Raw genomic sequence first — 21,661 nt, forward strand, 5'->3', positions numbered from 1 at the left:
CCTCCGCTGCGGAATGGGTGGAAGAGAGGCCTCCCATTCTGCGAATGCGGCGGGTACTGCAAATACGGTGAACGACGTATCGGGGCGCGGGAACCGTGTTCAGGTGTAGCGCACCGCGGCGTCGCGGGCGTGCGTCGACTGCGCGATCAGCAGCGCGTCGGTCAGGTTGCCGGCGATGTTCGCCTCGCCGATCGCGTCGGCAAAGCCGGAGCGGCGGATCAGCGATGCCGGCTGTTCGTTCAGGTCGCACAGAACGAGCACGGTGCCGCGCCGCGACAGGTTCCGGTGCAGCGTACGCAGGATGTCCAGCCCGGTGGTGTCGATACTGATCACCTTTTCCAGATCGAGGATGACCGCGTCCGGATGGCCGTCCTGCATCAGCAGCAGATGTTCCAGCTTGTTGGCGGCGCCGAAGAACAGCGAACCGCTGATGCGCCAGGCCAGGATGCGCGGCGTGCCGTCGGGCCGCGCAAGTGCCTCGACGCCGTAGTGCTCTTCCAGCGGCACCCGGTCTATGCGGGTGAGGTCCGACATGCGCCAGATGAAGAACAGGCTGGCCAGCAGCATGCCCAGTTCGACCGCCAGCGTGAGGTCGAACACCACGGTGACGAAGAAGGTGGCGAGCAGGATGGTGCGGTAGGGCATCGCATAGCGCCGCAGTTCGGATGGCGCGAAGGCATGCCATTCGCCCATATTCACCGACACCACCACGACGATGGCGGACAGCGTGGCGAGCGGGATGTGGGCGGCCAGCGGTGCGGCCGCCAGCACGATCACCAGCAGCACCGCCGCGTGCAGCATGCCGGCCACCGGCGTGCGGCCGCCGGTGCGCACATTGGTGGCGGTGCGGGCGATGGCGCCGGTGGCGGCGAAACCGCCGAACAGCGGGGCCGCGACGTTGGCGATGCCCTGCGCCATCAGTTCCTGGTTGGGGTCGTGCCGGTCGTCGATCTGGCTGTCGGCGACGCGCGCCGACAGCAGCGATTCGATCGCGCCCAGCAGCGCGATCGCCAGCGCGGGTGCGATCAGCTTGCCAAGCAGGCCGAGCGACAGCGCCGGCAGCGCGATCTGCGGCAGTTCGCGCGGAATGCCGCCAAAGCGGCTGCCTATCGTATCGACCGGGAACTGCAGCACGGCGTTGGCGGCGGTCGCGATCACCAGCACCGCCAGCGGCCCGGGCAGCCGGCGCATCCAGGCGACCTGCTTCGCGACCCGGTTCCAGCCCAGCAGTACGGCCAGCGAGGCAAGCGACAACGCCAGCGTGGCCGGGTCCAGCGTGGGCAGTGCGTCGAACAAGGCGCGCATCTTGCCGAAGAACTCGCCCGGCAGCGCGTCGGTCTTCAGGCCGAGAAAATCCTTGATCTGCGAAATGAAGATGACCACCGCGATGCCATTGGTGAAACCGATCACCACCGACAGCGGAATGAAACGGATCATGCTGCCCAGCCGGAAGGCGCCCATCGCGAACAGCATGACGCCGGACATCGTGGTGGCGACCAGCAGGTTCTGCACGCCGTAGTCGGCCACGATGGCGTAGATGATGGGAATGAAGGCGCCGGTCGGACCGCCGATCTGTACCCGCGAGCCGCCCAGCGCCGATATCAGGAAGCCGGCGACGATGGCGGTCCAGATGCCGGCGGTGGGTGACATGCCGCTGGCGATGGCGAAGGCCATGGCCAGCGGAAGTGCCAGCACGCCGACGGTGAGGCCGGCGGACAGATCGCCGGCGAACGCGCCCCGGCCGTAGCCGGGCAGGGTGTCAAGAAGCTTGGGTCTGAAGCTGAAAGTCATGATGTCTCCGCAATGAGAAGGCGCGCAGGAAGCGATGCGGAGACGGGTGCCCGTGGCCGGTATGGCGCAGTACGACCCAGCGTTTGGTCGGTGTCAGCGGCATGTGCGGAGGCGCCCGGGTTTCATGAACCGATTGTCAGGCCGGCTGGCGCGGCTTGTCCAGAGCGGCCGAGTGCGCTCGCCGATGGCAAGCAATCCCGCGAGAACGGTGGACTGTGCACTGGCAAGTAGGGTGTGCAGGCCAAGGGCCTGCGCACGCAGACGGCGACCTACGCGATGATCGCGATCGTATTACTGACGACGGCGCAGCCGGCTGGCGATCAGACCCAGGCCGGCGGCCAGCATCGCCCAGGCGGAGGGTTCGGGTACCGCGGCCACGGCGCCGACTTCTTCGGCCCAGTAGGACGGCAGCCTGTCCCACGGATTGCTGATGTCGTCGTCGGTGACATAGACATGCCCGACATTCATCGCGCGGGCTCGGGCGATCGTGGCCTGCATCGCCGCGGCGTCCGGCACTTCGTAGACCAGGTGGGCGAAGCGCGACGCGTCCTGCGATTGCGTCCAGGCGTCGGCTTCGTAGCCGGCGTACTCGGCGGCCGGGCTTTCGAAAGTGACCAGCACGTCGGCGGTCGCCAGATAGCCCTGGGCGGTACGCGTGCCCGGATTGCCGACGATGTAGCCGTCGGCGTCCAGCCCGCGGATGTAGTCGTGCAGCGACTGGTAGTAGCCCAGCTTCGCACCGTCATTCGACATTTCGTCGATGAAGATGCCGTCCACGCCATACAGCGTGTAGTAGCGGCTGATTTCCGCTTTGACGGTGGCGGCGCTGCGCGTGCCGTAAGAGGTATGCACGTAGCCGATCACGCGGCCGCCAGCGGCCTGCAGGCCATCGACCACCGAGCCGTACGACGGGTCGAGCGCTGCGCCCGGGCCGCTGTCCGGATTCAGGATGGCGGTGATGCCGACCCCGGGCGCCGCGGCCGCCAGCGCCTGCCAGGAGGCGGCGCCATCGTCGGCCGGGTAGAAGTAGGCGGGAACCAGCAGTTCGAGGGCATGCGCAGTCGGCATGATGAAGGCAAGCAGGGCAGTGGCGACAGCGGTTTTCACGGGAACTCCGGGAGCGTAGCGGGGCGGATGCATCCTGCGCCGGTAGCGGCGGGGAAGCAATCGCCTTTACGGCCGCCACGGCCACATCTGAAGGCACCCGGCCGGTGCCGCCCGACGCGCTTCAGCTGCTCAGCGCCTTGCGGCTGCTTTCGATGTGCTCCTGCATCGCACGGCGGGCGGCTTCGGGGTCGCGTGCCTGCAGCGCAGCCATGAGTACCCGGTGCTCTTCCAGCGAAGCGACCAGCCGGCCTTCCAGATACAGCGAATCGTGTCGCTGCAGCTTCAGCACCGCGCGCAGTTCGTCGATCATCTGCGCTAGGCGCCGGTTGCCGGCGATGTGGTGGATGAGCAGGTGAAAGCGCTGGTTGGCGTCGAAGAAGCGGTCGATGTCACGGGCGGCTGCGCTGTGTTCGAGCGCCTGATGCAGCCCGCCCAGTTCGGCCAGGTCAGCGTCCGATGCGCGGCGGGCGGCGCTGGCGGCGCATTCGCCCTCCAGCAGCGCCATGATGGGATAGATCTCTTCCAGATCGCCGCCGCTGATCTGCGCGACGTAGCAGCCGCGACGCGGCTTCAGCACCACCATGCCTTCGGTCGCCAGCACCTTCAGCGCCTCGCGCAGCGGCGTGCGTGAAATGCCGTACTGGGTGGCCAGCGCCTGTTCGTCTATCCATTCGCCGGGCGCCATCGCATGGCTCTGGATGAGCCGGCGCAGCCGGTCGGCCACCTCTATATACAGAGCACGCGGGGCGATCGCTTCGGCGGCAGGGGTCAGGGTTTCGCTGTTCATGGGCTTGCTGTTCTACCGCGAAGGAATGCTGAAGGATCGACCCGGCCCGGGCTGAATACGCTGGCAGGCGGTACGTACGGGGCCAGCCCGGCAGCCGGGTGACGCATCTGCTCAGGCGTCGCTTCTTCCGTTTTCTTGCGCAGGAAAGGATGTTCTGGACGCCGCGATTATCGCACCGCAACATCCGCTTGCATTCATAATTATGGATAAAGTATTCTCCGCTGCGCGCTGAGTCAAGCCGGCATCGTGCATGCCCGCTCCCGGCGCCGACCCGCAATACGCAAGTACAGCGCAAGGACAGAACCATGGCCGACACGACGGGCAGCGCCCACCCTGAATACGCAGCGTGGCTGAAGGCTGCCGCGAAATCCGCGCCCGGCGGCGATGCCGCCAACCTGGACTGGAAAACGCCGGAAGGCCTGACGGTGAAGGCGCTGTATACCCGCGCCGACGTCGACGGTCTGCCCAGCGCCGACACGCTGCCCGGCTTTGCGCCCTTCGTGCGCGGCCCGCAGGCCACCATGTACGCCGCCCGGCCCTGGACCATCCGTCAGTACGCCGGCTTCTCGACCGCCGAAGAATCGAACAACTTCTACCGCAAGGCGCTGGCCGCCGGCGCGCAGGGTGTGTCGGTGGCGTTCGACCTGGCCACCCACCGCGGCTACGACTCGGACAACCCCCGGGTGGTCGGCGACGTCGGCAAGGCCGGTGTGGCGATCGACAGCGTGGAAGACATGAAGCGCCTGTTCGACGGCATTCCGCTCGACAAGATCAGCGTGTCGATGACGATGAACGGTGCGGTGCTGCCGGTGCTGGCCGGCTTCATCGTTGCCGGCGAGGAACAGGGCGTGCCGCAGGCCCAGCTGTCGGGCACGATCCAGAACGACATCCTCAAAGAATTCATGGTGCGGAACACCTATATCTATCCGCCCCAGCCGTCGATGCGCATCGTCGCCGACATCATCGAATACACCGCGCGCAACATGCCGCGCTTCAACTCGATCTCGATTTCCGGCTACCACATGCAGGAAGCGGGCGCGACCCAGGGCCTGGAGCTGGCGCTGACGCTGGCCGACGGCATGGAATACGTGCGCACCGCGATGGCGCGCGGCATGGACGTCGACGAATTCGCCGGGCGACTGAGCTTCTTCTTCGCCATCGGCATGAACTTCTATCTGGAAGTGGCCAAGCTCCGCGCGGCACGACTGCTGTGGAGCCGCATCATGGAGGGCTTCGGTGCCAAAAGCCCGAAGTCCAAGATGCTGCGCACCCACTGCCAGACCTCGGGCTGGTCGCTGACCGAACAGGACCCGTACAACAACGTGGTGCGCACCACGGTCGAGGCGATGGCGGCGGTGTTCGGCGGCACCCAGTCGCTGCACACCAACAGCTTCGACGAGGCGATCGCGCTGCCGACCGAGTTCTCGGCCCGCATCGCGCGCAACACCCAGCTCATCCTGCAGGAAGAGACCCACATCACCAATGTGATCGACCCCTGGGCCGGCAGCTACATGATGGAAAAGCTGACCCAGGACATGGCCGACCACGCCTGGGCAATCATCCAGGAAGTGGAACAGATGGGCGGCATGACCAAGGCGGTCGAATCCGGCTGGGCCAAGCTGCAGGTCGAGAAGTGCGCGACCGAGAAGCAGGCGCGCATCGATTCCGGCCGCGATGTCATCGTCGGCGTGAACAAGTACAGGCTGGACAAGGAAGACGCGCTCGACGTGCTGGTGATCGACAATGTCGCGGTGCGCGAGTCGCAGGTGGCGCAGCTGGCGCGCATCCGCGCCAGCCGTGACGCCGCCGCGGTGAATGCCGCGCTGGCGGCGCTGACCGCCGCCGCCGAATCCGGCCAGGGCAATCTGCTCGAACTGTCGGTCGCCGCGATGCGCGCGCGCGCCACGGTGGGCGAGGTGTCGGATGCGCTGGAAAAGGTGTGGGGCCGTCACCGCGCGAGCACGCAGGCGGTGAGTGGCGTATATCAGTCCGTGGTGGCCGATGACGAAGGATGGGGCGCGATGAAGGAGGAGGTCAGCCAGTTTGCCGAAGAGCAAGGTCGTCGCCCGCGCATCCTGATCGCCAAGCTGGGCCAGGACGGTCACGACCGCGGCGCCAAGGTGATCGCCACCGCTTTCGCCGACCTCGGCTTCGACGTGGATATCGCACCGCTGTTCCAGACGCCGGAAGAAGCCGCACGGCAGGCGATCGAGAACGACGTGCATGCGGTCGGCGTATCGACGCTGGCAGCCGGCCACAAGACGCTGGTGCCGCAGCTGATCGAGGCTCTCCGTGCCCAGGGCGCGGACGACATCGTGGTGGTGGTCGGTGGTGTGATTCCGGCGCAGGACTACGACGAACTGTACGGTCACGGCGTGTCCTGCGTGTTCGGCCCGGGTACGCCGATCCCGAAGGCTGCGAAAGACACGCTGGACGCGATCCGGGCGAAGGTCGCGTGAGACGGTTTCCGACCGACGCCTGCTTCTGCGCCGGCGAGGCGCCGCGCGCCGCAGGTTCGTGGGAGCGGCGCCCCCGCCGCGATGGCTGCGGTGGGCCAGACATGGGTCAGCCATGAGCACGCCTGCCGACCAGACACTCATCGACGGCGTACTGGCTGGCCAGCGCCGCGCGCTGGCCAAGACCATCACGCTGATCGAATCGACGCGCGACGATCACCAGCTGCGCGCCGGCGAGGTGCTGCGCGCGCTGCTGCCGCACACCGGCCGCTCGATCCGGGTCGGCATTTCCGGCGTGCCCGGCGTCGGCAAATCCACCTTCATCGAAGCGCTCGGTCTGGCGCTGATTGCGCGCGGTCACAAGGTGGCCGTACTGGCGATCGATCCGTCGTCCACGGTCACCGGCGGTTCCATCCTCGGCGACAAGACCCGCATGGAGCATCTGTCGCTGAGCCTGGACGCCTTCATCCGTCCGTCACCGTCGGCCGGCAGTCTGGGCGGCGTGGCGGCGCGCACGCGCGAAGCCATGCTGGTGTGCGAGGCGGCCGGCTTTGATGTGGTCATCGTCGAAACCGTCGGTGTCGGCCAGTCGGAAACCGCCGTCGCCGGCATGACCGACGTGTTCGTGCTGCTGCAGCTGCCGAACGCCGGCGACGATCTGCAGGCGATCAAGAAGGGCATCGTCGAACTGGCCGATCTGGTCGTATTCAACAAGGCCGATCTCGATGAAACCGCTGCCGAGCGCGCGATGCAGCAGATGAAGGGCGCGCTGCACCTGCTGCGCGCCGCCTCACCCGACTGGACGGTGCCGGTGCTCAAGGTGTCGGCGGTGAAGCACGCCGGGCTGGAGGATTTCTGGTCGGCCATCCTGCGCTACCGCGATGCCATGCAGGCCAGCGGCGCCTGGGAGGCGCGTCGCAGCCGGCAGGCGCTGGACTGGATGTGGGCGCTGGTCGACCAGGGCCTGCGTCACCGTTTCGAACATCACCCGGCGGTGCGAGCTGCGCTGCCGGACATCCGCGCGGCGGTGGCCGCCGGCACCCTGCCTGCATCGGCGGCCGCATTGCGGCTGCTGCAGGCGATGGACTGAATTTACGGAGGACTGACGATGCAAGACATCATCCGCAAGCTCGACGCCAAGCGCGAGCAGGCCCGCCTCGGCGGCGGCCAGCGCCGCATCGACGCGCAGCACGCGCGCGGCAAGCTCACCGCGCGCGAGCGCATCGAAGTGCTGCTCGACGAGGGCAGCTTCGAAGAGTGGGACATGTTCAAGGAACACCGCTGCACTGACTTCGGCATGGCCGACGACTCGGTGCCGGGCGATGGCGTGGTGACCGGCTACGGCACCATCAACGGCCGGCTGGTGTTCGTGTTCTCGCAGGACTTCACGGTGTTCGGCGGATCGCTGTCCGAGTCGCACGCGGAAAAGATCTGCAAGCTGATGGACCAGGCGATGAAGGTGGGTGCGCCGGTGATCGGGCTCAACGATTCGGGCGGTGCGCGCATCCAGGAAGGTGTGGCGTCGCTCGGCGGCTATGCCGAAGTGTTCCAGCGCAACGTGATGGCCTCGGGCGTCATTCCGCAGATTTCGGTCATCATGGGACCGTGTGCCGGCGGTGCGGTGTATTCGCCGTCGATGACCGACTTCATCTTCATGGTGCGCGATTCGAGCTACATGTTCGTGACCGGCCCGGAAGTGGTGAAGACGGTGACGCATGAAGAGGTGAGTGCCGAAGATCTCGGCGGTGCGGGCACGCACACGACGAAATCCGGCGTGGCCGACCTCGCGTTCGAGAACGACGTCGATGCGCTGATGTACACGCGCCGGCTGTACAACTACCTGCCGCTGTCCAACCGCGAAAAGCCGCCGGTGCGCCCGAGCACCGATCCGGCCGACCGGCTGGACACCAGTCTCGACACGCTGGTGCCGGCGAACGCGAACCAGCCGTACGACATGAAGGAGCTCATCCTGAAGATGGTCGACGACGGCGACTTCTTCGAGATCCAGCCGGACTACGCGAAGAACATCATCGTCGGCTTTGCGCGGATGGAAGGCAGCACCGTGGGCATCGTCGCCAACCAGCCGCTGGTGCTGGCCGGCTGTCTGGACATCAAGAGCTCGATCAAGGCGGCGCGCTTCGTGCGCTTCTGCGATGCCTTCAACATTCCGGTCATCACGCTGGTCGACGTGCCGGGCTTCATGCCGGGCACCGCGCAGGAATACGGCGGCATCATCAAGCACGGCGCCAAGCTGCTCTACGCCTACGCCGAATGCACCGTGCCCAAGGTGACCGTGATCACGCGCAAGGCCTATGGCGGCGCCTACGACGTGATGAGTTCCAAGCACCTGCGCGGCGACGTGAATTTCGCCTGGCCGAGTGCGGAAATCGCGGTGATGGGACCGAAGGGCGCGGTGGAAATCATCTTCCGCGAAGAGAAGAACGATCCGGAAAAGATCGCCGCACGCGAAGCCGAGTACCGCGAGAAATTTGCCAATCCTTTCATCGCCGGCAAGCGCGGTTTCATTGATGACGTGATCATGCCGCGCGAAACGCGCAAGCGCATCTGCCGCTCGCTGGCCATGCTGCGCGACAAGCAGATCGAGAACCCGTGGCGCAAGCACGGCAACATTCCGCTGTGATGCAGGACGCGAGATTCTGTGGGAGCGGCGTCTTCGCCGCGATCATGGCCGGTAAGGGCCGCGGTCTCCGTGCAAGCGCCGCTCCCACAGCGCAATTCCGAGCAGACTTCCCGTAGTGGAGCACTGAACATGTTTACGAAAACCCTGATCGCGAACCGCGGCGACTCGCAGCGCGATCTCGCCGCGGAGACCCGCCATGTTTGAAAAGATCCTGATCGCAAACCGCGGCGAGATCGCCTGCCGCGTCATCCGCACCGCGCGCCGCATGGGCATCGCCACCGTCGCGGTGTACTCCGAGGCGGACGCCAACGCATTGCACGTCGAGCTGGCGGACGAAGCTGTCTGCATCGGCCCGGCGCCGGCGCGCGAGTCCTATCTGGTCGCTGACAAGATCATCGCCGCCTGCAAGGCGACCGGTGCACAGGCGGTGCATCCGGGCTACGGTTTCCTGTCGGAGAACGAATCCTTCTGCGAGGCGCTGGAGCGCGAGGGCATCGTGTTCATCGGCCCGAAGACGCACGCCATTGCCGCCATGGGCGACAAGATCGCGTCGAAGAAGCTAGCCAAGGAAGCCGGCGTGAACACGATTCCGGGCTGGAACGACCCGATCGAAAGCCCGGAGCGCGCGGTCGAGATCGCGCGCGGCATCGGCTATCCGGTCATGATCAAGGCCAGCGCCGGCGGTGGCGGCAAGGGCCTGCGTGTGGCGTTCAACGACGCCGAGGCGCACGAGGGCTTCGCCTCCTGCGTCAACGAGGCAAAGAACGCCTTCAACGACGATCGCGTGTTCATCGAGAAATTCGTCGAAGAGCCGCGCCACATCGAAATCCAGGTGCTGGGCGACGCCTTCGGCAAGGTGCTGTATCTGAACGAGCGCGAGTGCTCGATCCAGCGCCGTCACCAGAAGGTGATCGAGGAGGCGCCGTCGCCCTTCATCGACGCCGACACCCGGCGCGCGATGGGCGAACAGGCGGTGAAACTGGCGAAGGCGGTGCAGTACCAGTCGGCCGGCACGGTCGAATTCGTGGTTGGCCGCGACAAGTCCTTCTACTTCCTGGAAATGAACACCCGGCTGCAGGTCGAGCATCCGGTGACCGAACTGATCACCGGCCTCGATCTGGTCGAACAGATGATCCGCGTCGCCGCCGGCGAGCCGCTCACCTTCGATCAGGCCGACGTGAAGCTGGACGGCTGGGCGATGGAGGCGCGCATCTGCGCTGAAGACCCGGCGCGCGGCTTCCTGCCTTCGGTTGGCCGCCTGGTGAAGTACCGGCCGCCGGCGCAGTCGGCCGCAGTGCGAGTCGATACCGGCGTCTATGAAGGCGGCGAAGTGTCGATGCACTACGACTCGATGATCGCCAAGCTGATCTGCCACGGCCGCACCCGTGAAGAGGCGATCGCCCGTCTGCGCGACGCGCTGGACGCCTTCGTCATCCGCGGCCCCAACCACAACATCGCTTTCGTGTCGTCGGTGCTGGGCCACGAACGCTTCGCCGCCGGCCGCTTCACCACTGCCTTCATCGCCGAGGAATACCCGCAGGGCTTCGACCCGGCCGCTGCCAAGTTCGAGGACGAGCCGCTGCTGCTGGCGGTGGCGGCCAGCGTGCACCAGCGCTACAACGAGCGCGCGTCGCGCATCGTCGGCCAGCTGCAGGGCCACGAATTCCGCATCAAGCCGGAGGCGGTGGTGCGGCTGCGCGGCGTCGGCCACTTCGTGCAACTCGAGGTGGAGGGCGACGACCATGTGGTACTGATCGACGGCAAGCCGCACCGGCTGGTGTCTGACTGGAAGGTGTCGGACCCGGTCTATCGCGGCGAGCTGGACGGTCGGCCCTTCGAGGTGCAGGTCGAGCGCATCGGTCTGCGCTACCGGCTGCAGCACCGCGGCGTGCGGGTCGACGCCGAGGTGATGAACCCGCGTGCGGCCGAACTGCTGGCCCGTATGCCGGTCAAGGCCGCACCCGACATGTCGCGCTTCCTGCTGTCGCCGATGCCCGGTCTGCTGCGCGAAGTCGCGGTCAAGCCGGGGCAGGCGGTCAAGGCCGGTGAACGGCTGGCGGTGATCGAAGCGATGAAGATGGAGAACATCCTGCGCGCCGAGCGCGACGGCGTGGTCGAGAAGGTGTCGGCCGCGGCGGGCGAAAGCCTGGCGGTGGATCAGGTCATCCTGGTGTTTGCCGCCGGCTGACCGGATACGGGCGCGATCCACGTGATGTGGCTCGCGCTCAAGCATGAAGGCGTCAGGGTCGTTATGCTTGCGGACACCATCGTTCCGCGAGGTCGCGCATGCCCCCCTGTTCCCGCCGCTGTCGCCTGTACGCCGGAGTCGCCCGGTGAGCGCCCGGATTGCCGTGGTCGAAGACCAGCCGGAAATACGGCAGCTGATCCGGATGACCCTGGAGCTGGGCGATTTCGATCTGGTCGAAGCCGAGAACGCGGACATCGGCTGGGCACAGATGCAGCAGCAGAAACCGGATCTGGTGCTGCTCGACGTCATGATGCCCGGCAGCATGGACGGGCTGGAACTGTGCCGGCGGCTGCGTGCGCGGCCTGAAACGGCAGCGGTGCCGGTCATCCTGCTGACGGCCCGCGGTCAGCAGCGTGACATCGAAGCCGGCCGCGATGCCGGCGCCGATACCTATCTGACCAAGCCCTTCTCTCCGATGGAGCTGCTCGACCGCATCGGTGCGCTGCTCGGAGGCACCTTCCCGCGATGATGGCCGGTGCGGCGGCGCAGCCCGACGATACCGGTCTGCGCCATCGATTCGAAATTCCTGACTGGCTGGCCTGGCCGGCGCTTTCGCTCGGCCTGCTGATCACGGTCGTGATCAGTGCGCTGCTGTGGACCCGGCTGGCAACCGTCGATGAACAGCGCTTCCAGAGCGAGGTCGACAAGGTGGTCGCCCAGATGCGCCGGCGCATGGTGGCCCACGAGGAAATCCTGCGTGGTGCGGCCGGCCTGGTGCGCGGCAGCGAGAAGGTGACGCGCGAGGAATGGCGGGACTATGTCGAGGAGCTCAACCTTCCTCGCAACTATCCGGGCATCCTTGGCGTCGGCCTGACGGTGCGGATGACCGACGCGGAAAAGTCTGCCCACGAGACGCTGGTGCGCAAGGACGTTCCGGATTACCGGATACGGCCGGATACGCCGCGCGACGAATACCACAGCATTCTCTATCTGCACCCGCTGAACGCGCTCAACCGGCGCGCCATCGGCTACGACATGAATTCCGAGCCCACGCGCTCGGCCGCCATGAGCCGCGCCCGCGATGCCGGCGATGTCGCGCTGTCCGGCAAGGTCACCCTGGTGCAGGAGGACAAGCAGGCGGTGCAGCCGGGTTTCCTGCTCTATTACCCGCTGTACGCCCGCGGCATGGCGACCGACACGGTGGAGGCGCGCCGGCGGGCGCTGCAGGGCTACACCTACAGCCCCTACCGCGCGCATGACCTGTTCGGCAATGCGCTGCGCGGCTACGCCGATCGGGTGGTGGTGCATATTCACGATGGCCGGGACACCGGCGACGAATCGCTGCTGTACACCAATGCGGTGCCCGGCCAGAGCCTGTCCGGCCTGGAGGACAGGCGCGAGCTCGAGTTCGGCGGGCATGTATGGACGGTGCGTACCCGGGCGCCGGCGGATTTCCAGTCCGACCACCTGGTGCTGTGGCTGGTGCCGCTGATGGGCAGCGTGCTCAGTGCGCTGCTGTTCCACCTGCTGCGGCAGCTGGCGATCAGCGCGCGAGCCCACCGCAGCGCGCAGGCGATGACCCATGAGCTGGCGCTCAGCGAAAGCCGGTTGTCGGCGGTGCTCGACACCGCCGCCGATGGCATCGTCACCACCGACGAAAGCGGCATGGTGCTCACGATGAACCGTTCGGCTGCCGACATGTTCGGCCGTCGGTCTGATGAAGTGATCGGCCTGCCGCTGGCGCGCCTGCTGCCCGGTCTGGACGAAACCTGGTTCGCCGGCCGTCTGGCAGAGGCGCAGTCCGGCCGGCGCTGGGCGCTTCACCAGGACACGCAGGGTGCCCGTTCTGGCGGTCGCAGCTTTCCGGTGACGGTATCGGCCAGCGGCTTCATGCGCGACGGACGGGTGGTGCATACGCTGCTGCTGCGTGACGTGAGCGAACAGCTGGCGGCCCAGACCCGGATGCGTCTGCATGATCGCGCGCTTGAATCGTCGAGCGAAGCCGTGCTCATCCGCGATGTGCAGACCACCGGCTATCCGGTGGTGTACGTCAATGCGGCCTTCGAACGCCTGACCGACCGGACCGCGGCCAGCGTGATCGGGCAGCCCTATTCCTACGCGCTGGATTCCGGTGCGCCCGATCGGGTGGGGGAGGAAATGCGCTGGGCCATTGCGCACGAAAAGCCCTTCACCACCACGGCAGAGGTCATGCGTGCGGACGGACGGCCACTGTGGCTGGCCCTGTCGTCGTCGCCGGTGCGCGACAACGATGGACGGCTGACCCACTATGTGGATGTGTTCGGTGACATTACCGAGCGGGTCGAGTTCGAACAGAAGCTCATCCGGCGCACCAATCGCCTGCATACCGTGTTCGCGCTGTCACCCGACGGCTTCGTCACGGTCGATGCCGAAGGCACGATCACCAACGTGAATCCGGCCTTCGTGCGCATGACGCAAATTCCGCAGCGCGAACTGCTGGGCATGACGGCCGCCGAATTCGAGCGCCGCATGCATGCGCTGGCCGACCCGGAGCAGCCGTGGCCGGAGCTGTTGCTGGATCGTTCAAGCGACGAGCCGCAGCGGCTCTGGCTGAAGCGGCCCGAGCACCGGGTGATCGAACGCAGCGCCCGGGTGGCGCCGCAGGGACGGTCGGAAACGGTGCTCTACTTCCGCGACATCACCCAGCAGTTCGAGATCGACCGGATGAAGAGCGAGTTTCTCAGCACCGCAGCGCACGAACTGCGTACGCCGCTGGCTTCCATCTTCGGCTTTGCCGAACTGCTGATGAATCGCGATTACGACGATACCGCGCGTCGACGCATGTACGGCATCATCCACCGCCAGTCGCGGGTGCTGGTGAACCTGATCAACGACCTGCTCGATCTGGCGCGCATCGAGGCGCGCGCCGGCCAGGATTTCCGCTACGAAGATCTGCCGGTGCGCATGCTCATCAACGCCGCGATCGAGGGGCTGGTCACGCCGGAAGACACCCGCCGCATCGAGCTTGAGCTGCCCAAGGCCATGCCACGGGTGCGGGTCGATCACGAGAAAATGGTGCGCGCGCTCACCAACGTCATCACCAATGCCTTCAAGTATTCGCCGGGCGGTGAACCGGTCACGCTGTCGGTGGTCGAGGCTGCGCGCACTTCGCGGCTGATGGCTGGCATACGGGTGGCCGACCGCGGCATCGGCATGACCGCCGAGCAGCAGTCGCGCATCTTCGAACGCTTCTACCGCGCCGACCCTTCCGGGAATATTCCGGGCACCGGCCTGGGCATGTCGCTGGTGAAGGAAATCATGGACCTGCACGGCGGCGAGATCGAAATCGTCAGCGCACCGGGTGAAGGCAGCACGATCACGCTGTGGCTGCCGGTGATGGATACCGCCACCACCTGATCCGCCTATCATGGGTGCCTTGCAGATTGCGGGAGCACAGCATGAGACTGGACGACGGACGGGAAAGCGACAATATCGAAGACAGGCGAGGCGGCGGAGGCGGCTTTCCGGTCGGTGGCCGAAGCATCGGCGTGGGCACCATCGTGCTGGCGCTGGTCGCCATGTATTTCGGGGTTGATCCGTCGGTGGTGATGAACGTGGCCGGCGGGCTGCAGGCGCCCCAGGCTCAGCATGCTCCGGCTGCGCCCGGTGTTCAGGCCAGCGGCGACCCGGCGCAGGACGCGCTGGCGCGTTTCACCTCACGCGTGCTGGCCGATACCGAAGACACCTGGGGTGCGCTGTTCCGCGCAGCCGGCAGCCAGTACCGCGAACCGCGCCTGGTGCTCTACACCGGTGGCACGCAGACCGCCTGCGGCACCGGTCAGGCAGCGATGGGCCCGTTCTATTGCCCGGGCGACCAGAGGGTCTATCTGGACCTGTCGTTCTACCGTGATCTGCAGACGCGTTTCGGTGCGCCGGGCGATTTCGCCCAGGCCTACGTGATCGCGCACGAAGTGGGTCATCACGTACAGAACCAGCTCGGCATCGCCGACAAGGTTCAGCAGGCCAAACAGCGTACCGACGAGCGCGGTGCCAACCGGCTGCAGGTGCGCATGGAGCTGCAGGCCGACTGTTTCGCCGGCCTGTGGGCGCACCACGCCAACCGTTCGCGCTCGATTCTCGAACAGGGGGACGTGGAGGAGGCGCTGCGTGCCGCCACCGCGATCGGTGACGACACGCTGCAGAAGCAGGCGCGTGGCGTGGTGGTGCCCGAAAGCTTCACCCACGGCAGCGCCGAACAGCGGGTGCGCTGGTTCAGGCGCGGGCTTGAGAAGGGCGATTTCGCGAGCTGCGATACCTTTTCGGCGAAAACGCTGTGAGAGAGGCCAGGGATTAGGGGCTGGGGACTAGGGGAACCCTCGGTGCGCGCCGGATTCCGCCCTCTAGCCTCTAGCCCCTAGCCCCTAGCCCCTAGCCCCTAGCCCCTAGCCCCTAGCCCCCTCAGCCAATACTCACCACCACCTTGCCGACGTGGGCCTGGCTCTGCTGGTGAGCCAGCGCCGCGCGGGCTTCGGTGAAGCCGAACACGCGGTCGATCACCGGGCGGATCTTGTGCAGCGAAATGACCGCATTCATCGACTCGAACATTTCACGCGAGCCGACGAACACGCCACGCACGGTCGAGGTGGTGAACAGCAGCGGCAGCGGATTGATTTCGCCGCCGGTCAGCACGCCGATCAGGTGGGCCTGACCGTTCTGGCCCAGCGAAGCGATCGAGCGCTGCAGCGTGCCCGGACCGCCGACCTCGACCACATGGTTCACGCCAGCGCCGCCGGTGGCATTGCGCACTTCCTGGTCCCACTCCGGATGGTTGCGGTAGTTGATCAGCGTGCTCGCGCCCAGCGACTTCGCCTTTTCCAGCTTGGCGTCGCTGGACGAAGTGGCGATCACTTCGGCGCCGGCCGCGTGGGCCAGCTGCAGCGCGAACATCGATACGCCACCGGTGCCCAGCACCAGTACGCGTTCGCCGGCACGCAGCGGGGCCGGGCCTTCGAACAGCGCGTTCCACGCGGTCAGCGCGGCGCAGGGCAGCGTGGCCGCCTCTTCGAAGCTCAGGTGAGCCGGCTTGGCCACCAGCGATTCCTGCGGGAACAGGCGGTATTCGGTCAGCACACCGGCGGTGGTGCCGCCCAGCGTCTTGCCGAAATACGCCGGCTGCAGACGGCCGGAAATCCAGGTTTCGAAGAAGGTGCCGATCACGTGGTCGCCAGTGGCGAAGCGATCCACGCCCGCGCCCACCTCGACCACTTCACCGGCGCCGTCGGACAGCGGGATCAGGTCCTTGGAATCCACGCCCGGGTAAAGACCCTGCAGGATGAACAGGTCGCGGTAGTTCAGCGACGCGGCGCGCATCTTCACCAGCACCTGACCCGGGCCGGGGCGCGGCACATCGGTTTCGATGAGGGTCAGGCTGTCGGCATTGCACTGTTCGCGATAGGCTTGGTAACGCATTCGGAAGACCTCCGTGGAATGTTGTCGTCTGCGCAGGGGCTGGGACTGCGCGCGCGATGTTGCCATGGGGTGCTGCGGACAGGTGTCTCGCAACGGCGTGCCTATTGAGCCACCCCGGCCGTAGCTGGCAAGACTTCAAGCCGGTCCAGGCATTTAGCGCGTGCGTGCATGAAGTCGAAGAACTCGCTGCTGGTACATCCAGTAAGTAGCGGATCGTAGCTGCCGATAACTTGCAGTGACAGTGATCGGGCAATGTCGCGAACGATGGCTTCGGTCTGCAGCATGGCGCGCCGATTAGCCGAGTTTGCGTCATCCCAGACGGTCGGATGGTAGGGTGTCAGCAGCAACACCGGTTTTATGCCTTCGCGCATCAGCCACTCCAGCATCGAACGGTAGAGTGCGATGGCCTCTGGCTCATTCAACGCACCCTCTGTCTTGTATGCGCTGCCGCCCGGTGGGATGGCGGCCTGGCTGGCGCGGGCAATGTAGTCGGCCGAGTACACCAGGCTGCCGTCGCTGCGCAGCACTGCGTGCTGTCCGCCCATCTCAGGGTCAATCGCTGGCGGGCCTGCCGGCATGATTGCCTGCTGGCCAGGTGATCGCTTCAGTGCTGCCTTTATGGAGCGCTGCGTATATTCGAGACTTACCAGGTTGCGTATCGCATCCAACTGAGGAGAAGCGGTTGTCTCCTTGCCCTGAGTCAGGCGGCGGGCTTCGGCGTAATCGTCCGCGTAGCGCGTCCATCGCACGTCCTTGCCGAACGCGAATGTCCACGGCGCGATGCCGAACACGATGTGGCGTGGGGTGCGGGATCTTCGTGTGATCGCAGCCAGAGCCAGATGGTCCTCGAGGCCTGCGCCACTGACCGCCGCGTTCAGCAGGCTGCCACAATCGGCGCGCAGACTGGGGGGCAGTACGGCACTCCCGATCTGCATTGCGTGACTGCTGCCGATCACGATGCAGTCAGCAGGAGGGCCGAAGCGCAGCAGTCCCGCCTTGATTGCCCTTTCATCAAAGGAATCGGCAGGCCACCAGAGACCGTACTCGCTCTTTGCAAGAACGCGTGCATAGTGCTCGGGCGAGTTCTTCCTCAGTCCGTACAGGCCTGCCGGGTCTATGATCAGATTCAGCGCACATACACCGGCAAGCAGCAGGACGGTTGATGCAACGAGTTGAACGAGGTAGCGCGGGCCCATGTCAGCGCAGGTTCCGGTCATCAGAACTGAAAATAGAGGAAAGGACTTTCACGGGTCAGGCCAAGAATGGCGAGGGCGAGCATCGCGCCCGATGCCATCGCGTACCGGGGCGTGAACTTCCATTGCAGCCGCGTGCTTGATTCGCTGTCCAATAGCCCGAACAGCTGAGCCACGTTCGGTGTCAGCCAGACGATGCCGAGACCGAGCGCCAGAGATGGCAACACTTCTCGGGCACGCAGGCCGAGCTGTACTGCTTCGGTCATCGGTGTGTCGCCTGTCAAAGGCAGTATGGCGTGGAAGAGCGTTGTGGCTGCGTCAATGCTTGTGGCGCGGAAAGGAATCCACGCCAGTGTGATCGCAACGAAGGTCAGTGTTGCGCTGAGCAGGGCTGCACCAGGCGGGCGGGGCAGGCAGTGCCGGGCGCACAGGTTTCTCCATCCGTGATTGATCACGAGAAACAGTCCGTGCAAAGCACCCCAGAGTACGAAGGTCCAGTTGGCACCGTGCCACAGCCCGCCCAGAACCATCGTGATCAGCAGGTTGGTGTAGCGACGCGTTGCACCTTTTCGGTTACCCCCGAGCGGCACATAGAGATAGTCGCGCAGGAAGGCGGACAGTGTCATGTGCCAGCGGCGCCAGAAGTCGATGGCGCTAGTGGCCTTGTAGGGGGAATTGAAATTGATCGGCAGTGCGATGTTGAACATCCTGGACAGCCCGACGGCCATGTCGGAGTAGCCCGAGAAATCAAAATAGAGCTGAAGCGTGTAAGCCAGAACGCCAGCCCAAGCTTCGGCTGTGCCTGGTTGCAGTCCGTGGCCTGCAGCGTCGAAGACAGGGTTGGCATAGCCCGCGAAATGGTCGGCCAAGGCAATCTTCTTGAACAGGCCGATGATAAATATGCTCAGCCCGGCCGAAATGTTGCCGATGTCTGGCCGGTAGGTCGACGCGAGACCGAACTGCGGCATCATCTGGGCGTGATGCAGCACCGGCCCTGCGATCAGATGAGGGAAGTAGGTTACGAAAAGCAGGTAGTGCCACGGATTTCGTTCGCGCGCCTGTCCGCGCTGCGCATCGACGAGAAAAGCAATCTGCGTGAAGGTGAAGAAGGAAATGCCCAGCGGCAGAAGGATGGTCTCAAGCGCAAGGTGGCTACCACTGAGCGCGTTCAGCGTATCAACGAAAAAATTGGCGTACTTGTAATAGGCAAGCGCGCACAGGTTGATGGTAATGGCAGCAATCAGGGGCCGGCGGGAGTGGTTCCGCCATCGGTCTATTACCTGTCCCATCACATAATTGAATGCGATGGACAAGAGCAACAGACCGACAAAGAGAGGGTTCCACCAGCCGTAGAAGATCAGGGACGCGAGTGCCAGAGAGGCTGCAGCTGCGCGATGGCTGTATCGGGCCACCGTGAAGAACAGGATGGCCGTGAGCGGCAGGAACACAAACAGAAAGGTGTAGGAGTTGAAAAGCATGCGATGGCCGGGCTGCCGCCGGTTGCCGGTCTTCGGAACAGCGGCGGATTGTCTCATTTCGGCTCTCTGCCGGGGCAAGGTCAGAGGAGCGTTGATGCTGCGGCGCGTTGCCTTGCGCGCATTGACTGTTCTGGCGGCAAGTTGCCCTACCGCGGCCGCCCTGGCCCTCGGCCCGGCCGAACTGGCGGTAGTGATCAATGTGTCGGACCCTGCCAGTGTCGATGCCGGCACTTACTACCGTCTTCGCCGCGGCATTCCCGAAACCAACGTGATCGAGGTCAGGCTGCCGCATGACCGTGCGGCGCTGAGCCGGCAGGAGTTCGAGGCGCTGTACGCCGAGGTGAACGGCAAGCTGCCGGATGGCGTGCAGGCCTTTGCGCTGGCCTGGACCAAGCCCTGGCGGGCCGGGTGCATGAGCATCACGTCGGCTTTCGCCTTCGGTTACGACGAGCGCTTCTGCTCCGCCAGCTGCGGGCCGACCCAGGCCAGCGGGCTGTTCAACGGCGGGCGCAACGCCGCACCTGATGCGCCCCGACCGAAGCCGGCCATGATGCTTGCCGGCGAATCGGTGGACCAGGTCAGGCGGCTGATCGACCGCGGTATCGCGGCCGATTACAGCTACCCGAAAGGCCATGTCTATCTGGTGCGCACCGAAGACGCGGCGCGCAATGTGAGAGCGACCTATTTCGATGAAGTAGTGGACCGCCTGACCGGGCTGCAGGTGCTCAGCGTGACGGCGGCCGAAGCCGTCGGGCACAAGGATGTGCTGGGCTATTTCACCGGCGCGGTGCGGGTGCCGGGGCTGGACGGCTTCGGCTTTTTACCCGGCGCGCCGGCCGACCACCTGACCTCTTTCGGCGGCCAGCTGCTCGACAATCCGTCGCAGATGAGCGTGCTGGAATGGCTCAGGGCCGGCGCTACCGCGAGTTACGGCACGGTGGTCGAACCGTGCAACCACCTGGGCAAGTTCCCGCACCCGGGCATCCTGATGACCTTCTATGCAGAGGGCGACACGCTGATCGAGGCCTACTGGAAGAGCGTGGCCTGGCCGGGCGAAGGCGTGTTCGTCGGCGAACCGCTGGCGCGCCCTTTCGGCATGCGCACCTCGCGTGACGAGCAGGGCTGGTGGCTGGAAAGCCATTCCGCAGCCGGACGCCGGGCGGTGATCGAGACCGCGCCCAGTGTGGTTGGCCCCTATCGTCTGGTCGGCACCGTGCAGATTCCACCCGGCCACGGCCGGCAGCGGCTCAATGTTCAGGCGGGTGCGGTCAGGGTGAGGTAGGCGGCAGCAGCGGCCCGATCAGTGCCATCGTGCGTTCGGTGGCGCCGCGGTGAGCATGGGCGAAGGCCAGGCCTGCTGTACCCATTGCGGCGAGGGTGGGTGGGGCGGCCAGCAGTTGCGCGGCAAGCGCCGCCGCTTCCGACGGATCGTTCGCTCTGCGGGCGGCTCCGTCGGCGATCGCATCGGCGGTGACTTGAGTGAAGTTGAAGGTATGTGGTCCGACGATGACCGGACAGCCGACCGCGCAGGCCTCGATCAGGTTCTGCCCGCCCAGCGGCTGCCAGCTGCCGCCGATCAGCGCCAGATCTGCCAGCGCGTACCAGGCGAACATTTCGCCCATCGCGTCACCCAGCCAGATCCGGGTGTCCGCGTCCGGCAGTTCTCCGGCGCTGCGTCGGCGCAGTTTCAGGCCTCGCGTCCGGACCAGTCCGGCCACCTCATCGAAGCGTTGCGGGTGACGCGGCACCAGCGCGATCAGCACGTCGGCCGGCAGTGCCGGCAACAGGGCGTCGAGCAGCAGGGTTTCCTCATCTTCGCGGGTGCTGGCCAGCAGCAGCACGCGACGCGCGCCGAGCGCTTGGCGCCAGCGCTGGCCCAGGTCGAGCTGACCGGCCGGCGGTTCGATGTCGAACTTCAGGTTGCCGGCTACCGCGACCTGTCGCGCGCCGAGTGCGGACAGCCGCGCTGCATCGTCCCCGGTCTGGGCGATGAGCGCCGAAAAGTCCTGAAGTGCCGCACGTACGAAACCGCCCAGTCGCGCGTAGCGCGCAGCCGAGCGCGCCGACAGCCGCGCGTTCGCCAGCACCACCGGTACGCCGGCCCGGCGGCATTCACGCAGCAGATTCGGCCAGATTTCGGTTTCCATCACGACACCCAGCGCCGGCTGCCAGCGACGCAGGAAGGCGCGCTGTGCCCAGGGCAGATCCCAGGGCAGCCAGGCGAATTCTGCGAAATCGCCATACAGCTGACGTGCGGTCGCGCGCCCGGTGGCGGTCATCTGGGTGATCAGGATGCGGTGGTCCGGGTGGCGCGCGCGCAGCGCCGCCAGCAGCGGCGCCGCCGCGCGGGTTTCGCCGACCGACACCGCATGCAGCCAGAGCGTGGGACGGGCGGGGGGCTGCTTGCCCAGGCCGAGACGACCGCCGATGTCTTCGAGATAGCCGGGTTCGCGTCGGCCGCGCAGCCGGGTGCGCAACAGCGCAAGCGGCAGGCCGAGCAGCCAGATCAGGGTGTAGAAGGCGCGCATCATGAGGGCGCGAGCATAGCAGCCGGATGTCGGCCGAATTGACA

15 protein-coding genes are annotated in these 21,661 nt (G+C 66.0%); 8 read left to right on the forward strand and 7 right to left on the reverse strand.

Going from position 1 to position 21,661, the window contains the following annotated elements; translation table 11 throughout:
- Positions 1-99: 99 nt before the first annotated feature.
- From METUNV2_RS0101235 to METUNV2_RS0101245, 3 genes are all read right to left on the reverse strand, one after another.
- On the reverse strand, positions 100-1,791 hold the full coding sequence (locus tag METUNV2_RS0101235; RefSeq protein ID WP_018227697.1) for a SulP family inorganic anion transporter: 1,692 nt from the start codon (positions 1,789-1,791) through the stop codon (positions 100-102).
- Between the two features lie 291 nt (positions 1,792-2,082).
- Complete coding sequence (locus METUNV2_RS0101240; protein ID WP_018227698.1) at positions 2,083-2,898, reverse strand: spherulation-specific family 4 protein; 816 nt, start codon at positions 2,896-2,898, stop codon at positions 2,083-2,085.
- Positions 2,899-3,019: 121 nt separating this feature from the next.
- Entirely contained in the window at positions 3,020-3,685 is a 666-nt protein-coding gene (locus METUNV2_RS0101245) for a GntR family transcriptional regulator (protein WP_018227699.1), read from the reverse strand.
- A gap of 305 nt (positions 3,686-3,990) precedes the next feature.
- Between METUNV2_RS0101245 and scpA the strand changes: the two genes are divergently transcribed.
- From scpA to ypfJ, 7 genes are all read left to right on the forward strand, one after another.
- Positions 3,991-6,144 (forward strand): methylmalonyl-CoA mutase, encoded by a 2,154-nt coding sequence (scpA, locus tag METUNV2_RS0101250; RefSeq protein WP_018227700.1) that lies wholly within the window; start codon positions 3,991-3,993, stop codon positions 6,142-6,144.
- Between the two features lie 112 nt (positions 6,145-6,256).
- Positions 6,257-7,231 (forward strand): methylmalonyl Co-A mutase-associated GTPase MeaB, encoded by a 975-nt coding sequence (gene meaB, locus METUNV2_RS0101255; RefSeq protein WP_018227701.1) that lies wholly within the window; start codon positions 6,257-6,259, stop codon positions 7,229-7,231.
- Positions 7,232-7,249: 18 nt separating this feature from the next.
- Positions 7,250-8,782: an acyl-CoA carboxylase subunit beta gene (locus tag METUNV2_RS0101260; RefSeq protein ID WP_018227702.1), complete on the forward strand. Its 1,533-nt coding sequence runs from the start codon at positions 7,250-7,252 to the stop codon at positions 8,780-8,782.
- 196 nt (positions 8,783-8,978) lie between these two features.
- Positions 8,979-10,970, forward strand: coding sequence for an acetyl-CoA carboxylase biotin carboxylase subunit (locus tag METUNV2_RS0101265; protein ID WP_018227703.1), 1,992 nt, complete (start codon positions 8,979-8,981; stop codon positions 10,968-10,970).
- Positions 10,971-11,115: 145 nt separating this feature from the next.
- A complete protein-coding gene (locus METUNV2_RS0101270) occupies positions 11,116-11,499 on the forward strand; it encodes a response regulator transcription factor (protein ID WP_018227704.1) in 384 nt (127 codons plus the stop codon).
- Positions 11,496-14,366, forward strand: coding sequence for a CHASE domain-containing protein (locus METUNV2_RS0101275; protein WP_018227705.1), 2,871 nt, complete (start codon positions 11,496-11,498; stop codon positions 14,364-14,366). The genes METUNV2_RS0101270 and METUNV2_RS0101275 overlap by 4 nt, the downstream gene beginning before the upstream one ends.
- Positions 14,367-14,407: 41 nt before the next feature.
- Complete coding sequence (gene ypfJ / locus METUNV2_RS0101280) at positions 14,408-15,286, forward strand: KPN_02809 family neutral zinc metallopeptidase (protein WP_018227706.1); 879 nt, start codon at positions 14,408-14,410, stop codon at positions 15,284-15,286.
- A 121-nt stretch (positions 15,287-15,407) separates the two neighbouring features.
- Here ypfJ and METUNV2_RS0101285 read toward each other — a convergent pair whose 3' ends face one another.
- From METUNV2_RS0101285 to METUNV2_RS0101295, 3 genes are all read right to left on the reverse strand, one after another.
- The gene (locus METUNV2_RS0101285; protein ID WP_018227707.1) at positions 15,408-16,418 is read right to left on the reverse strand and encodes a zinc-dependent alcohol dehydrogenase family protein; all 1,011 of its coding nucleotides are present in this window, start codon (positions 16,416-16,418) and stop codon (positions 15,408-15,410) included.
- Between the two features lie 101 nt (positions 16,419-16,519).
- Entirely contained in the window at positions 16,520-17,614 is a 1,095-nt protein-coding gene (locus METUNV2_RS0101290; RefSeq protein WP_157281244.1) for a hypothetical protein, read from the reverse strand.
- Between the two features lie 20 nt (positions 17,615-17,634).
- Positions 17,635-19,089: an MBOAT family O-acyltransferase gene (locus tag METUNV2_RS0101295; protein WP_018227709.1), complete on the reverse strand. Its 1,455-nt coding sequence runs from the start codon at positions 19,087-19,089 to the stop codon at positions 17,635-17,637.
- A gap of 94 nt (positions 19,090-19,183) precedes the next feature.
- Here METUNV2_RS0101295 and METUNV2_RS0101300 point away from each other — a divergent pair, with 94 nt between their 5' ends.
- Positions 19,184-20,371, forward strand: a complete 1,188-nt coding sequence (locus tag METUNV2_RS0101300; protein WP_026187771.1) for a TIGR03790 family protein — start codon at positions 19,184-19,186, stop codon at positions 20,369-20,371.
- Here METUNV2_RS0101300 and waaA read toward each other — a convergent pair.
- Complete coding sequence (waaA, locus tag METUNV2_RS0101305) at positions 20,358-21,620, reverse strand: lipid IV(A) 3-deoxy-D-manno-octulosonic acid transferase (RefSeq protein WP_018227711.1); 1,263 nt, start codon at positions 21,618-21,620, stop codon at positions 20,358-20,360. The genes METUNV2_RS0101300 and waaA overlap by 14 nt on opposite strands.
- Positions 21,621-21,661: the final 41 nt, after the last annotated feature.

It is taken from the genome of Methyloversatilis universalis EHg5, from assembly GCF_000378945.1.
Lineage (GTDB): Bacteria > Pseudomonadota > Gammaproteobacteria > Burkholderiales > Rhodocyclaceae > Methyloversatilis > Methyloversatilis universalis_A.